Here is a 15,086-nt window from a genome sequence, read left to right as displayed (position 1 = left end):
GCAGACAGAGAATCGGGAAGGATTGGACACAATGAGCAAGCTCTTCGATGACGGTCTGCGTTCCGCGTCACCCCATCATGCCGAACTTGTGCGCAAGTACGAGCTTTACAGAACCATCGTCGAGTTTTTGGCGGCGCTGACATTCATTGTCGGAAGCGTATTCTTTTTCTATCCCAAACTCGTGTTCTCCGGGACCTGGCTGTTTTTGATCGGGTCCTTTCTGTTTGCCGTGCGGCCCTCCATAAGGCTGCTGCTCGAACTTCGTCTCGCCAACCTGCCGGTTCCCGTCGAGTTTCGGCCCTACGGCGCCGCGCCTGTTGATGGCGATGAGAAATCATGACGCGATTTCGTGCGGAGGCAAGAACGCCCGCATTGATGATCCAGGGAACCGGTTCGAATGTCGGCAAGAGTCTGATCGTTGCCGGACTGTGCCGGCTCTTTGCCAACCGGGGTCTCGCCGTTCGACCGTTCAAGCCCCAGAACATGTCGAACAATGCAGCTGTTACGGAAGACGGCGGCGAAATCGGCCGCGCTCAGGCGCTTCAGGCGCTCGGCTGCAGAGCGCCATCCTCGGTTCACATGAACCCGGTTCTCCTGAAACCCGAGACCGACACAGGCGCGCAAATCATCGTCCAGGGCAAACGCTTCGGCACAATGCGAGCCCCGGAGTACGGAAAGCAGAAAGCAACGCTTTTACCAAAAGTTCTGGAAAGCTTTTCAACCATTGCCTCAGGAGCAGATCTGGTTTTGGTCGAAGGGGCAGGCAGTCCCGCCGAGATCAATCTCAGATCGGGTGACATTGCCAATATGGGGTTTGCGGAAGCAGCTGATCTGCCTGTGATTCTCTGCGCCGATATCGACCGTGGCGGCGTAATCGCTTCGGTCGTCGGAACGCACGCAGTTCTCGAGCCGGACGAGCAGACGCGGATCAAGGGCTTTTTCATCAACCGCTTCCGGGGAGATCCAAGCCTTTTCGACGAGGGTATGCGCGAGATTGCAGACAGGACCGGGTGGCAGGGACTTGGCGTGGTTCCCTGGTTTGCCGATGCGGGAAAACTGCCTGCGGAAGATGCGCTCGGCCTGGAAGACGGGTTTGGGCAGGGCAGCCTCAAGATCGTTGTACCGGTGATTTCCCGGATCGCAAATTTCGATGATCTCGATCCGCTGCGTCTCGAAACCGGTGTCACCCTGGCACTGGTTCATCCGGGCGAACCTTTGCCGGGTGATGCCGATGTCGTTTTGTTGCCCGGCTCCAAATCGACGATTGGAGACCTGGCGTTTTTCCGCAGGCAGGGGTGGGACATCGATCTTCTGGCGCATCACCGGCGCGGCGGTCAGATTCTCGGGGTATGCGGCGGCTATCAGATGCTTGGAAAGACGATTTCCGATCCGGACGGCATCGAGGGTACACCGGGAACCGTTGATGGTCTCGGCTTGCTGGATGTCGAAACCGTTCTCACGAGCGAGAAATCAACTGTTTATGCTGAAGGAACGCACATCGCCAGCGGCGCGGCGTTTTCCGGCTACGAAATTCACATCGGCCAGACGGCCGGTCCGGATCGCGAGCGTCCGATGATGCGGCTGAAAGATGGCCGAACGGATGGGGCGGTGTCAGCGGACGGATTGGTCTGTGGAACCTATGTCCATGGCCTCTTTACCAGCGACAATTTCCGGTCGGCCTATCTGACCTCACTCGGTGCGTCATCAGATCTGGCTTATGGAAGAAGCATCGACCGCATACTGGATGATCTGGCGGGTCATCTGGAATGCGTGCTGGACGCTGAGACAATCTACGAAATTGCCCGCGATCGCTTCAAATAAACCTGGAAACTGTTTGCCATGTTGCCGTCATTGTATGAGATTCCCGTCTCATGTTCGGGTCGATTGTTCATCATGCCCAAACCATCAAGCGATTGGCTGTGCGACGACTTGAGCAAACTGAAGGAGTTCGGCGTAAGCAGGCTTGTTTCCATGTTGACGCTTGACGAAATCATCGAGCTTGGCCTGCAGGATGAGCCCAGGCTCAGCCGAAATCTTGAATTGGAATTCACCAATCTGAGTGTGCCGGATCGCGCTGTCCCCGGCGCGGTGAAGGTTTCTGGACTTGTCGCGTCCATTCGAAAAGACCTCGCCCAACACTTGGGAGTCGCCATTCATTGTCGCGCAGGAATTGGACGTTCAGGATTGGTTGCCGCATGCGTCTTGATTGCTGAGGGTATGGACGCCGATCCAGCAATGGATTTGGTCACTGAATCGAGAGGTGTAAAGACGCCTGACACGCAAGAACAGGTAGAGTTTGTTAGGGAATTCAGATTTCAAGGAACAGGTTCAGGCTAACGCTGCGATCAACAAAATCAGCAGCGCCTGAACTCCGCACGCGCCGATCATGACGATGACCGCGCGGTCGATATCGTTCGCCGTCGCCTGTTTGCGACCGGCTTCGTTCATGTAGGGATCGTCGACCGTGTAGCCGGGATAGTCGCGTGGACCGGCCAGGGCGATATCCAGCGCGCTCGCCATCGCGGCTTCCGGCCAACCGGCATTGGGCGACCGGTGCTTTCGCGCGTCTGTGACCATGCAGGAAAGGCTCCGTCCGGCAGACCCGTGTGCGAGCGGTGCGGACAGCGCGATGAAAAGACCGGACAGCCGGGAGGCCGGCAGGTTGATGAGGTCATCGAACCGCGCCGAGGCCCAGCCGAAATCCTGATAGGTTTCGTTCTTGTGTCCGATCATGCTGTCGGCGGTGTTTACCGCCTTGTAGGCGATGAGACCGGGCAGGCCCAGAAGCGCAAACCAGAAAACGGGTGCCACGACGCCGTCGGAAAAGTTCTCGGCACAGGATTCGATCGCCGCTCTGGAAACGCCGGCTTCATCGAGCTGTTCCGGATCGCGGCCGACGATCATGGCAACGGCCGTACGGCCACCTTCGAGGCCACCTGATTCAAGTCCGTCGCGGACAGCGGCAACGTGTCGGTAGAGGCTGTTCTGCGCAATGAAAACTGCGGCGATGACCACAATGAACGCGTCGCCGAAGGGCAAGTGGGCCAGGAATACGTGCAGAATTGCTCCCAGTGCCAACCCACCGAGAACGAGCACAAGAAGCAAGACTATTCCCGCGTTCTTTCTCTTTCCGGAGCTCAGCGAAGCGCGGTTCATCTTTCTGTCGAAGAACGCGATCACTTTGCCGATCCAGACAACCGGATGCGGCAAGCGGCGCCAAAGCCAGTCCGGATCGCCGACCACTGCATCGAGCAGCAGCGCGGCGAGAAGCAACCACAATGCGTTCTCGTAGATCAGCATGAGAGTTTGCTAGAGCAATTCCCGGGAAAGGGGAACCGGCTTTGCCCGTCTGTCCCGCGTGGAAACGGCCGTCACAATTCGCCGCGGGCTTCTGTCAGGGCATCTGACAACCGCTGAAGGTTGTCAGCACCGCCCGGGAGACCAAACCGGATCCATGTAGGCGCATAATCGAAGATCCGTGTCCATATGTGCCGCCGCGCCAGCGCTTCGTGCAACGCATGCGCCTTTCGGAGGCCTGCCAACGCGTACAGCGGTGTTCCTCCGAAAACACTCAACTGGTGTTCCGACAGGGTGATCGTCAGATCAGCCATTTCATCGACCAGGCGGCGCACTGTCTGTTCCTGCCATTCCTGGTCTCGCAGCGCCATTTCCCCGATTTCCAGGGCAGGCCCGCTGACACTCCAGCTCTCAAGGCGGGCGCCCAGCTTGTCAACTGTTTCCTGCGGGCCGGCCAGGAAACCGAGCCTCAAGCCTGCAAGCCCAAAAAACTTGCCGAATGATCTTAAGACGACAATGTTCTCCTCGCCGACATGGGGCAGGACGCTCGCACCCGGCATGACATCGGCAAAGGCTTCGTCCAAAACAAGGAAACCACCCCGTTCGGTCAGTATTCTTGCGATCTCCAGAATGCTCTTCACATCGATCAACTGACCGTCGGGGTTGTTCGGATTGACCAGAACCACAATTTTTGCCTCTGCAGGCAGTGCGTAGACGCTCGACAGTTCAACCGGCTCTCTGCCGTCTCTTTGCCAGACCTCCTTGTGGCTTGAATAAGTTGGTGCTGCCAGAGCCGCGGGGCCTTCGGGTAGAAGCGTCGGCAAAAGCGACAGCAAAATCTGCGTACCCGGTGCTGCGACAAGGCCAAGATGATCGGGAACCTGGTAGGCGCGCCGCGCGGCAAACAGCAGCTGTTCTTCCGCCACGCGGTTTGGCAGTGCCGACCAGGCGGTGGCCGGAAGCGCCTCAGTGAAAGGATAGCTGTACGGATTGATCCCGGTCGACAGATCGAGCCAGTCTTCCGGTTTTCCGCCAAAACGTTCGATCGCGAGCGACAAGTCACCACCGTGTTTCACGAAACCACCCTTTGTTTTCTGCCTGGCGATTCAAATTGCCGGGGCATCTAGTCGTTGATTTGCCAAGCATTATCCGATTTGGAGACCCGGGGCAGCACGTGAAACGACACTTCCCTTGTCAGAAACGCAAATTGACAGGAAAATTTCGGAAATTATAAGAACAAAACAGGAACAACTTATGTGGGGTAAAACATGGCTGCTGAGCGTAGATCAAAGGGGCCCAGAGAGTTCGACAGGGATCTTCTCCTGGGAGCACTGGCGCAGGCCAGAAAGGCGCTGATTGAAGCGCAGCGCGCAATGAGACCAAAATCCGGCCTTTCCAGATCAGCCGACGCCGTCATTTCGGAAATCGACGAATTTGCCTTTGTTCTGACCGGAGACAGGAGCCACTTTCACGCAAGTGCGCACGGGTCTCCGCCCAGATCCGAAAAAAAGACCGCTTAGTCAGACGATCACAGGTCTGCGAGTGTTTCCGCTATGAGATGGTCGACGACGCGACCGAGCTTGTCCGGGGCGATCAGCCCGTCATCGGGTATGTCTCCGGCAATTTGCAGCTGCTTGTCCGCTGAAGTACCTTCCACTGCAATTGTCCGGATATGCTCAACCTCCGCCTCGCATCCAAAGAAGATCGCGTCCGGCCTGACCAGTTCGATCAGTTCTTCGACAAGATCGACAAACGGTGCTGTCTCGTTTCGGCCGAAGTCGATCAGGCTCGCCTCGGTTCCATAGCGCTGCGCCTGCCAGCGGTTTTCCGCGAGCAGAAACCTCGAGTAGGGACGCCAGCTCTGGTTGGCCCGCCTTAGCCTGTAGAGCATCCGGCACAGGCAGCGGTAAAGCGCAGCGATTGCAACTGCATCATCGAGACGTGGGCAGACATCCGTGACGCGCAGCTCCAGTGTCGGAAACCGGTCGGAAGGTCTCAGGTCCCACCATATCTTGGTGGCGTCCTCCAGAACTCCGGCACTGCTCAGAATATCGACGATGTGCCGGTATTCGTGATGGCTTTCGAATCTCGGCGGCAGACCGGTCCGGGGCATCTCGTTGAAAACCGCGAGACGGTAAGATTTCAGTCCGGTGTTCCTCCCGCGCCAGAATGGGGACGACGTGCTCAAGGCCAGGAGATGCGGCAGAAAATAGGCAAGCTGATTGAAGAGATCGAGGCGCAGTTCTTCGTCCTCGATACCGACGTGGACATGCATGCCGCAGATCAGCATTCGCCTGGCAACGACCTGCATCGTCCGGGCAATCTGGTTGTATCGCTCCTTGTCGGTGTGCGGCTGATCGGTCCATTCCGCAAACGGGTGTGTCGAGGCCGCAATCGGCGCAAAATTGTGCGCCGCTGCTTCCTTGGCAACGGTTTTGCGAAAGTAGGCAAGTTCCGCGCGCACTTCGGAAAATGTGAGGCAGACCGGCGTGCCGACCTCGATCTGACATTGCAGGAATTCCGGGCTGACACGACCCTCAAGCGCGCTTTCGCAGGCCGAGAAGAGTTCCTTGGGCGGCGAACTCGCCAGCTTTCGGCTGGATTTGTCGACCAGCAGGTATTCTTCCTCGACGCCGACACTGAAGCTAGGATCTTTCATCGGCTCAGCATCGGCGGATTTGAAGGCTCAAGTCAAGCTTATGGACGGCGCAAGCGCTTGCTGCTGTTGGGAATATGTTGCTCTGCTCTTACCAGATGTTGCCGGCGCCCGGCGTGTATACCGCGGCAATGACGGTGTTGGTCTGAAGCACGTCGCATTCAAGAATTCCTGAAAATTTTGCGACGGGAACGTTGGCCTCGAACATGGTCGCGGCAGCCTTGACCTTGCTCCCGGCCGACAGTTCCACCGTATCCATGCCCTGGATGAGAACACTCTTCGAAGAGCTTATAACGACGTCCTGACCTTGAACCGAGATGATGTTTTCGAGCGCGGCGACTCGCGCTTCCAGATCGTTGATCCTGTTGCGCAGGGTCTCGACAAGCGCCTCGATATTGGGGCTCTGCGCCACCATTTCGGGGGACTTTTGTGGCCGTGGCGGCTGCACCCGTTTCATGGTCGATGTCTTTATTTCACGGGCCTGCTTGGCCGGGATCGAAGGACTTCCGCCTGGTGTTTTCATGTCACGTTTCTCCTTATGTCCAATCCTGAGAAAACGCTAACATGACGCATCGGAAACAGATAGCGAGCGTCGATCCGAAAAAGGAAGGAAGGAACACAGCTGGGCATCTAGGAGAAAGTGGAGGCCCCGACCGGAATCGAACCGGTGTACACGGATTTGCAATCCGCTGCGTCACCACTCCGCCACAGGGCCTTTTGCCGTCTTTTCAATGACTTAAGCGATTGCCTCAAGTGGTGTCAGGCAGTTTCGCAGCAAGTGTTAGGCAAATATCTGCTAGCGCCCTGTTCGTCAACCCGTCTTTGCACTTTTCGCACGCAATGCGAATTTGGGCTTTCCGCACGCGCGTGCCCGTGCAGGCAGAGACGGAACATTCTGCGCTCGTTGTCTAACCCAAGCCGCGGAAAGCCGCTAACTTGGGTGCCGTACTGCTGGAGTGTGGCGGTAACCTTTGCCGGGCGCCCTAAGCACTTGGCAACTCTGGTGCGCCGTTGATGGGCATTGCGGCGCACCTTTGTTTTTTAAAGAAGTTTATAATAGGCAACGGGGTCAAACATGCGAAGCATCGTGCTCTCGAATGGCGGTCCAATCGGGTTCAGGCAGCGGCTGAAGCACCTTGTCTGGCGGATGATCCAGGTCCTGCCGGATCGCAGCTTCATTTCGCTCAAATTCTTCTCGATCGGCGGCCGGTTTCCAAACCTGGACGTTCCGAGAAACTTCACCGACAAGGTGCAGGTACGAAAGCTGTATGACCGCGACCCTCTCTTTCCAATTATGGTGGACAAACACGCTGTAAAGAAGTTCGTCTCTGACCGGGTCGGTGAGGACTACGTAATCAAGACGCTTTGGGTCGGACGAGATCTTTTTGAGGTCGATTGGAGCGCGATCAGGCTGCCCGTCGTGGTGAAGCCGACCCACGGAAGCGGGCAGGGCGTTTTCGTTGAAAAACAGAAGGATATCAACGCTCTGCTCGAAAGCGATCTTCCCGGGAAATGGCTGGAAACGAAGCACCATCGCCATAACAGGGAATGGGCGTACGGAGAATTTGAGCCGCAATTAATCGTTGAAGAAATGCTTCAGGGGTTGGCGGATGCGCCGGATGATTATCGTTTTTTCGTGTTTTCCGGGAAAGTCCGTCTGATTGCGGTCCGGTTGCGGCGCAAGGGCGTCTCCTACGAAGCGTTTTTTTCACCTGATGGGGTCCGTCTTGATCTGCGGTCTGGCTATCGTGCACCTGCTTCAGGTGAAGTCGAACTGCCGGCGAGCCTCTCAAAAATGATCTCGGTTGCCGAGAAACTGGCATGTGACACCGATTTCGTCCGTGTCGATCTCTATGCATGTGAAGACCGTGTTTTTGTCGGCGAGCTGACGCTTTATCCCGGGGGCGGATTTCCCGGTTGCGTTCCGGACGCCTGGGACAGAAAACTCGGCGACATGTGGAACTTGCGCACGAAGCTTCTTCAAAAAAAGTAAAAAGCTTCCCCGGGGTACGGATCCATAAATGCAGCCGATTTGGCGGCAGAAATGGCAATATCTCGGGAAGAAGCGCGTGCAGAGCGGGCTTTTTGCCCGGTCAAGCGCGGTGCGCGGCGAGGTACATCCATGTTGCCGTCCTTCGGATTTGGCCGTTTTGGCCATCTGCCACGTCGCGAAAGGCTTGAAAATGCACCACATTTCCTGCGCTTTCGCTTCTCGCAGTTGGTCAAAACGATCCAAACCAAATTGACTTCATTTATGAGACCGGACTCTAGTGCGGTGAATTCGAAGAACGCATCATTATTTCTGCAGTCTCCGAAGCGAACCTCAAATTCGTAAACCGCATTAGAAACATAGACTTGCTAGTCATCTTCTTGAATCTGAAGTTCGTTCGAAGCTCGCTGCAAAATGAGTCGAACTGCAGATTCAAGTGACTGGTTGGTTGAGCTACTCCCCCAAAATCGGACACTGACGTAAGCTGCGACTTGTTGTCTACTGGTCTTCAAGTGCAGGGAGATCAAAGATGTCGAAACGCAAGCAGAACTCGCCGGATTTCAAGGCGATGCCGCCCGGCAAGCCTTGCAACGCGAGGAGACGGTATCGGAACTGGCAAGCCGCTTTGGTGTTCACCCAACCATGATACATCAATGGAACCGTGCTTTTCTTGAATGCGCCTCGGGCGTGTTTTCACATTCTGGCAAACGAAAGCCGGAGATTGACGAGGACCAGGTGAAAAAGCTCCACGCAAAGTTTGGGTTGCTGGCGGTCGTCAATGTTATTTGTCCCGAAAGCTCAAGCCTTGGGGCGTGAATTGAGGCGCGGCATGATCGAGCCGGGACATCCCGACCTGTCGTTCGGCAGGCAATGTCTTCTGCTGTCGATCTCGCGCTCGTCTTTCCATTGCATGCCGAAGGGCGAGAGCGAGACGAACCTCATGCCGATGCGTCAGAGCGACGAACAGTTCCTGGAGACGCCGTTCTTCGGCGAGCAGCTTGGCGTACGCTCAAATCCGAGTGCGTCTACCTCCACGCCTGGGAACCCCGATCGCAGGCCAGGGCCGGCGTCCGAAAGTGGGTGGATTTCCATAACCGGAAGCGACCGCATTCAACCCTTGGCGGCAAGCCGCCTACCGTGGTCTATTGGCAGCGCAAAGAACAAAATCAACCCGATCAGCAGGTGTAGAGAGGCGCTCAATTTACGCCCAAACCTGTCCAACGACCGGGGAGTAGCTCAGACAGTCTTGTAACAAACCGATACTCTCAACTGGGGTGTGATCTAAATGTCTGATTTCGACAAAATTGCAAAATATGTTTTTGTGGGGTCTTTGGTTATTGTAGGTTTGGGCAGCTCATTCTTGTATGGCGTTGCTGCCTATTGGAAGGATCTTCCCCCGGTTCCAATATTGCGGACGGTTCTGAACGAATTGCGCTCCGGCGCTCTCTTTGAATCAGCGCTGAGCACACACCTGCAGCCAAACCGCGGTCAGGGGGACGGGGTTGTCACAAACCAGGTCGCGGATGACTCTCTGGTCTTGATGGTGGGCTTCTTCGACGGCGGCACACAGGCGCGGCTGGTTGAACGCGATGGGACGGTGGTGCACCAGTGGTCGATGGACTATTTCGATCACTTCCCGGACCCGGAGCAAAGATATTGCGACCTTAACTCGAGGCTGAGGGTGGATACCCATGGCGCGGTTTTGACCGAGGCGGGCGAGTTGGTGTTCAACTACGAGTATTGCGGCACTGTAAAGCTGAACCAGTGCGGCGAGGTCATGTGGAAGCTCTCGGACGACACCCACCATTCCCTGACCCGCGCCGAGCAAGGCGGATACTGGATCCTGGGGCGGCTTGTCTGGCCGTCTTCCGAAGATCCTGACCGCTTCTCTCCCTTTGCGCACCCATTCAATGGTGACGACATCCTGGAAGACACGATCATGCGTGTCTCAGAGGACGGGGAGGTGCTCGAAGAGGTCTCGATCCCGGTCCTGATGCGCGACAACGGTCTGATGCCGATCATGACGGCAACAGGCGAAAGTTTCACATCCGGTGGGCGGGCTGAGCTGGTACATTCCAACAAACTGACCGAATTGCCGCAAAACCTGGCCGATGCCTATCCACTGTTCGAGGCCGGAGATCTCGCCATTTCGATGCGTGGATTGAACCTCGTCATGGTGCTTGATGGCGAAACGCGCGCCGTGAAATGGCACCATGTAGGACCGTGGCTGCGACAGCATGATCCAGAGTTTCGCCCGGACGGCCGTATTTCCATCTTCAACAATAATGTTTTCCGGAACGCTTATGTGAACGAGCAGACGAACCTGAATACGCCGTTTGACACGAATATCATCGTGATCGACCCTGTGACAAATGAAACAGAGGTTGTTTTTGGACAGGCGCCGGGCCAGGAAATGCTGTCCGTTATTCGTGGACAACACGAGCTGCTCCCAAATGACGGCATGATCATCACGGAATTCGATGCGGGGCGTGTATTGGAAGTCAATGCCTCCGGAGACATCGTCTGGGAATATGTCAATTACTACGACGAAGACCATGTGGGCGAGATCCGGAACGCCGATGTTTTTCCCCGGTCGTATTTCACAAATGGCGTTCCCAGCATGGCGTCTTGTGATAAAGGCTAAATCCACGAACTCGAATGAAAGGTAGCGAAATGTCTCACTCCCTCTTCAAAACCCTCCTCCTCTTGGCCCCTCTCCCCTTGCTCACGGCGTCCCCCGCTCTGGCCTATATCGGACCTGGGGCCGGTGTCGGCGCGATCGTGGTGACGTTCGCCCTGGTCATCGGGGTCGTGCTGCTGCTGGTGGGGCTCGTCTGGTTCCCGTTGAAGCGGATGCTCAAGGGCAAGAAAGGCCCTGAAACCGCCGCTGACAGTTCGTCCCAGAAAGAATGATGCTTCAGATCCTGATTTCGCTCTTTGCGGTGGCAGGCTTTGGCCTGGGCATCTGGGCCACCGGGTTGCTAGGCACATCACAAAGGGCGTTGAAGGACACCATGGCGGGCGTCTCCGCCATGGTGGACTCCGATCTGGATGACGACGCCAAGGAGATTGCGGTGCGGCGGGCCGGCCTGGGCCTGATCGTTTCGGCGTTTCGCATCTTTCTGAGCTTTGCAGTGGCGCTGACGGCGGCTGCCCTGCCGATCTTTGCGGGAGACCTGCTCGGGATAGCGTCCCGCAATGACGTTTTCGCCTTGATGCTGCGGTTGGATTACATCGTGATCGTGTCGGTCGTGGCGATCCTGATCGGCGAGATAATCCGACGCCGCAAGGGCCGGAAAACCTCCGACGAGGCGGCACAGGGCCAATATTCCATCGGGGATCAATCGGTTCATATCATTGCGTTTTCGAGCCCAGCTGTGCTCAAGGGCGCTTCGTGGATCGAAGATCGAGTGATCGGAAGCCCGACCGTATCGGCGTCGGACAGGCCGATCTTCGTAACATCGCTCGCCCGGGGTGGCACCACAGCCTTTCTGAACGCGATGCACGAGCTACCACAAGTGGCCACGCATCTCTATCGGGATATGCCTTTTTTGACCGCGCCCACGCTCTGGAACCGCCTGGCAGGAGGCGCGAAGCGCGCAGTGGACCGCCACGAACGGGCCCACGGAGACGGGTTGGAGATCGATCTCGACACGCCGGAGGCTTTTGAGGAAATCATCTGGAAGATGTACTGGCCGCAGAAGTATCACAGCGGCATCGACCTGTGGCGGCCTGAACACGATCGCATGCCCAAGGCCGAAAACTTCCTGCGGCACCATATTGACAAGGTAGTGCAGGCGCGCCGCAGCCAGGGACGCCCGGAGGCGCAGCGCTATTGCTCGAAGAACAACGCCAATATTGGCCGCATTCCTTTCTTGCGAGCGTCCTTTCCCGAAGGAAAGATCATTATTGTCGTTCGCCAACCCACCAGCCACGCGGCATCGCTCTTACGGCAGCACAAGAACTTTCTGAAGCTACATGCCGAGGATGCTTTCGTCCAAAGATACATGAGAGACATAGGGCATTTTGAATTTGGTCGACTTCACAAACCAATTTTGTTTCCCGGTTTTGTGCCTGATATGTATGACGCTATGTCCGGGGATTATTGGCTTAACTACTGGATCAAGGCATTCGAGCATGTCCTGCAGTTCAAGACCATATGTTCCTTAGTCTTTCAAGATGACCTGCGCGCCAGCCCACAAGACACTATGCGTCGCATCTGCGAGGGTGTTGACATCGATTCCAAGGCAGAAAAATTCTCGGGATTTTTTCATGATCATCCCGACAGGATTGTCAGCGAAGGCTTCTCACCAGAGTTGCTGCGAGATGCTGAACAAATATATGCAGAGCTAAAAAGCACCACTGCAATTTGACTTTTTTCTATCTCTCGTGGCTTCGTTTCAAATGACAGACATGCACTTGCCGCTCTACATCGACAGTCGCTCGAACCGTTATTGCTGGCGATGAAATCCGTAAGTGCCTGTCTCTTCCCTCGCGCCGATCATTGAGTGCGATGCGGCTGGGACGGGACAAACCGGGGCGGCTCCTGTTCGCTCTGCCTCGTTGGCGCGTCGTCTGGGTCTGCACTTGGCGCGCCCTATTCTTGGTATTGGGTCTCCTGTTCCCGGCAGGTTCGTCACCGGACTGGCTGGGGCAAGCGCGCGTGACACTTGTCAGGCCGTGTCTGCGTCGTTAATGAACCATCTTAAGAGGCGCCGGAGTTCCGGCTAGTCAGAGTGAGGGCCGAAATGACGGACTACAGTCAGTCCCGCCGCAAGATGGTGGATAACCAGTTGCGGACCAACGATGTGACCGACCACCGGATTCTGGACGCAATGGAAGAGGTGCCCAGGGAGAGGTTTGTCCCGGCATCCAAGAAGTCGGTGGCCTATATCGACGAGGACATTCCGATCGGAGCGGACGGGGGTGGCCGTGTTCTGATGAAGCCGCATATCTTCGGGAAGATGCTGCAACTTGCCGATATCCGTGCTGACCATGTTGTCCTCATCGTGGGCGCAGGCTCCGGTTACAGTTCCGCCGTGATTGCCAAACTCGCCGCGTCGGTCGTCGCCCTGGAAGAGGACGAGGCCCTCTTCAACTCAGCTTCCGAATCGCTGGTTGAACTCGGCATCGAAAACGCCGTCGTCGTCGACGGGCCGCTGACCGAGGGCTACGCATCCGAAGGCCCTTACGACGCTATATTCGTTGATGGAGCCGTCGAGCTACTCCCCGAAACGCTGACGAAGCAGCTGAAATCATCCGGTCGGCTGGTGGTGATCGAAGGGCAGGGCGGTGCAGGTGTGGCACGCCTTTACCAGAAGTCCGGGGAAGCCGTCAGCAGCCGATTCGGTTTCAATGCTGCGGTCAGTCTTCTGCCGGGTTTCGCGAAATCCGAGGAATTCGTGTTTTAACGAATTGGTAACCACCTTAAACCAGTCTTCATCCGAAGGTGGTGGGTTTCGCAATGCGGCAAAGGGCTTATCCCGCTTACGGATTTGTTGCCTTAAAGCCGCAGTCACTGAAAAACTGATTAAATCGGCCTCAAACGCTTGAAGAGTAAAGTTCTTCGGTTTAGTCAACTAGCCTAAGTGTCGTGATCCGGAAGGAGCGTTGGGTGTCGTGTCGTTCAACATTTAGGGCAGCCACCATTGGGTTTATGCTGATGAGTGGGGTCGCTGCCGTTGCGCTGACAGGTCTTGGAGCGTCCTCTGCGAGGTCGGAGACGATCTGGCAATCGCTCGCATTGGCGTACGCCAACAATCCCAGTTTGAATGCTGCACGGGCCACGTTGCGCGGCACGGATGAGGGTGTTCCGCAGGCTTTGGCTGGATGGAGACCCACAGTGTCATTGGGCGCGAGCATCGGACGCACCTGGGAAGATTCAGGTTCGCGGAACCTTGCGGCCGTTCAGAACAATGCGGCGATTTCTTTGACGGTCAGCCAAACTGTATTCGCAGGCTTTCGAACCGTAAACTCCGTGCGCCAGGCGGAAGCAATTGTGCGCGCACAGCGCGAAAGTCTCATTTCCACTGAGCAGGATACGCTGCTGTCGGCGGCGACTGCTTATGTCAGTGTGATTCAGGACACGGCACTCGTATCGCTTCAACGCAGCGACCTTGCCTTCCTTCAGGAACAGGTCCGTGCGGCGCGTGACCGGTTCGATGTCGGCGAAGGAACGCGGACGGACGTGAGCCAGGCGGAAGCACGTGCAGCCGAGGCCCAGGCGAGTCTGAACTCCGCACTTGCGAACCTGAATGCCAGCCGGGCCGTCTACCGTCAGGTGATCGGTATCGAAGCGAAAAATCTGTCTGCTGACACGGGCATTTCGAAATTCATTCCGAAGTCGCTCGACACGGCATTGAAGACGAGCGAAGTCAAGCAGCCGCTCATCCGTCAGGCACAGCATCTGGTGGACGCCGCGATCTTCAACGTGAAGGCCATCGAAGGCCAACGGTTGCCGACCGTTACGGTTGATGGCTCGCTGAGCAGAAGCGTCAACCCCAGCACTTTCTTCGCCGAAAACACCGACTCGGCCTCGATCACGGGGAGTGTGAATATTCCGCTCTACCAGGCCGGTTCTGTATCTTCCAGCATCCGGCAGGCTAAGGAATCTCTGGGCGAGACGCGGCTTCAGCTTGACGTGACGCGTGATCAGATCCGCGCCAACGTAATCTCTGCCTGGGGCAACTACCAGGCAGCCGAAGCTTCGATTGTTGCGGCCCAGGCCGCCGTCGAGGCGTCGCAGCTTGCCCTTGAAGGCGTCATCGAGGAACAGCGCGTTGGCCAAAGGACGACACTGGACGTGCTCGACGCGCAGCGCGAATTGGTGACCCAGCAATCGAACCTGGTTCAGGCACAAAGCAACCGGATCATCAGCGGCTACCAGCTGGTCTCTTCGGTTGGTGCGCTGAGCGCGACAGACCTTGGACTTCATGTTCAGATCTACGACCCGACCCAGCATTACAAGGCGGTTCGGGGCAAATGGTTCGGTTCGCGGACGCCTGACGGTCGATAAACGATCCCTGCAAAGAAACACGAACGGCTGGAAACATCGTTTTCCGGCCGTTTTTTTTTGTTGAGGTGGACGTGTCCGCCGGTTGATCATGAGTGTACGTGGCCGCTGTACAGCATTGTTAAGCGTCG

Annotated in this window: 16 protein-coding genes and 1 tRNA gene; 12 read left to right on the top strand and 5 right to left on the bottom strand. The window is 56.7% G+C overall.

The genetic code is table 11. From position 1 onward, the window contains the following. Nucleotides 1–31: 31 nt before the first annotated feature. The 3 genes from RDA78_RS22525 to RDA78_RS22515 all read left to right on the top strand — a co-directional run bounded on the left by RDA78_RS22525 (nt 32) and on the right by RDA78_RS22515 (nt 2,337). Nucleotides 32–340, top strand: coding sequence for a YrhK family protein (locus RDA78_RS22525; RefSeq protein WP_434052011.1), 309 nt, complete (start codon nt 32–34; stop codon nt 338–340). Further along, entirely contained in the window at nt 337–1,821 is a 1,485-nt protein-coding gene (locus tag RDA78_RS22520) for a cobyric acid synthase (RefSeq protein ID WP_434052010.1), read from the top strand. The genes RDA78_RS22525 and RDA78_RS22520 overlap by 4 nt, the downstream gene beginning before the upstream one ends. A gap of 72 nt (nt 1,822–1,893) precedes the next feature. Then, nucleotides 1,894–2,337, top strand: coding sequence for a protein-tyrosine phosphatase family protein (locus RDA78_RS22515; protein WP_434052009.1), 444 nt, complete (start codon nt 1,894–1,896; stop codon nt 2,335–2,337). Here RDA78_RS22515 and cbiB read toward each other — a convergent pair. Then, a complete protein-coding gene (gene cbiB, locus RDA78_RS22510; protein ID WP_434052008.1) occupies nt 2,329–3,300 on the bottom strand; it encodes an adenosylcobinamide-phosphate synthase CbiB in 972 nt (323 codons plus the stop codon). The genes RDA78_RS22515 and cbiB overlap by 9 nt on opposite strands. A gap of 71 nt (nt 3,301–3,371) precedes the next feature. Continuing rightward, nucleotides 3,372–4,373: a threonine-phosphate decarboxylase CobD gene (gene cobD, locus RDA78_RS22505; protein WP_434052007.1), complete on the bottom strand. Its 1,002-nt coding sequence runs from the start codon at nt 4,371–4,373 to the stop codon at nt 3,372–3,374. Nucleotides 4,374–4,565: 192 nt separating this feature from the next. On the opposite strand from cobD, the gene RDA78_RS22500 reads away from it, so the two are divergent. After that, nucleotides 4,566–4,817, top strand: coding sequence for a hypothetical protein (locus tag RDA78_RS22500; RefSeq protein ID WP_434052006.1), 252 nt, complete (start codon nt 4,566–4,568; stop codon nt 4,815–4,817). Between the two features lie 8 nt (nt 4,818–4,825). Here RDA78_RS22500 and RDA78_RS22495 read toward each other — a convergent pair whose 3' ends face one another. The 3 genes from RDA78_RS22495 to RDA78_RS22485 all read right to left on the bottom strand — a co-directional run bounded on the left by RDA78_RS22495 (nt 4,826) and on the right by RDA78_RS22485 (nt 6,668). Further along, on the bottom strand, nt 4,826–5,956 hold the full coding sequence (locus RDA78_RS22495; protein WP_434052005.1) for a carboxylate-amine ligase: 1,131 nt from the start codon (nt 5,954–5,956) through the stop codon (nt 4,826–4,828). A gap of 88 nt (nt 5,957–6,044) precedes the next feature. Continuing rightward, nucleotides 6,045–6,476: a hypothetical protein gene (locus RDA78_RS22490; protein WP_434052004.1), complete on the bottom strand. Its 432-nt coding sequence runs from the start codon at nt 6,474–6,476 to the stop codon at nt 6,045–6,047. Between the two features lie 118 nt (nt 6,477–6,594). Next, nucleotides 6,595–6,668: transfer RNA gene (locus RDA78_RS22485), tRNA-Cys, on the bottom strand. A gap of 360 nt (nt 6,669–7,028) precedes the next feature. Here RDA78_RS22485 and RDA78_RS22480 point away from each other — a divergent pair. The 8 genes from RDA78_RS22480 to RDA78_RS22445 all read left to right on the top strand — a co-directional run bounded on the left by RDA78_RS22480 (nt 7,029) and on the right by RDA78_RS22445 (nt 14,958). Then, entirely contained in the window at nt 7,029–7,946 is a 918-nt protein-coding gene (locus RDA78_RS22480; protein WP_434052003.1) for an ATP-grasp fold amidoligase family protein, read from the top strand. A 582-nt stretch (nt 7,947–8,528) separates the two neighbouring features. Then, a complete protein-coding gene (locus RDA78_RS22475) occupies nt 8,529–8,759 on the top strand; it encodes a transposase (protein WP_434052002.1) in 231 nt (76 codons plus the stop codon). A gap of 54 nt (nt 8,760–8,813) precedes the next feature. Next, entirely contained in the window at nt 8,814–9,131 is a 318-nt protein-coding gene (locus RDA78_RS22470; RefSeq protein WP_434052001.1) for an integrase core domain-containing protein, read from the top strand. 172 nt (nt 9,132–9,303) lie between these two features. Next, nucleotides 9,304–10,587, top strand: coding sequence for an arylsulfotransferase family protein (locus RDA78_RS22465; protein WP_434052000.1), 1,284 nt, complete (start codon nt 9,304–9,306; stop codon nt 10,585–10,587). 29 nt (nt 10,588–10,616) lie between these two features. Further along, nucleotides 10,617–10,856: a hypothetical protein gene (locus RDA78_RS22460; RefSeq protein WP_434051999.1), complete on the top strand. Its 240-nt coding sequence runs from the start codon at nt 10,617–10,619 to the stop codon at nt 10,854–10,856. Beyond that, nucleotides 10,856–12,316 carry a sulfotransferase gene (locus RDA78_RS22455; protein WP_434051998.1) on the top strand — a complete coding sequence of 487 codons (1,461 nt, stop codon included), beginning with the start codon at nt 10,856–10,858 and terminating at the stop codon, nt 12,314–12,316. The genes RDA78_RS22460 and RDA78_RS22455 overlap by 1 nt, the downstream gene beginning before the upstream one ends. Before the next feature lie 375 nt (nt 12,317–12,691). Continuing rightward, the gene (locus tag RDA78_RS22450) at nt 12,692–13,354 is read left to right on the top strand and encodes a protein-L-isoaspartate O-methyltransferase family protein (RefSeq protein ID WP_434051997.1); all 663 of its coding nucleotides are present in this window, start codon (nt 12,692–12,694) and stop codon (nt 13,352–13,354) included. A gap of 251 nt (nt 13,355–13,605) precedes the next feature. After that, nucleotides 13,606–14,958, top strand: a complete 1,353-nt coding sequence (locus RDA78_RS22445) for a TolC family outer membrane protein (protein WP_434051996.1) — start codon at nt 13,606–13,608, stop codon at nt 14,956–14,958. Nucleotides 14,959–15,086 lie beyond the last annotated feature (128 nt).

Source organism: Roseibium sp. (genome assembly GCF_051016195.1).
Lineage (GTDB): Bacteria > Pseudomonadota > Alphaproteobacteria > Rhizobiales > Stappiaceae > Roseibium.
This window is presented reverse-complemented; position numbering and strand designations above follow the sequence as displayed.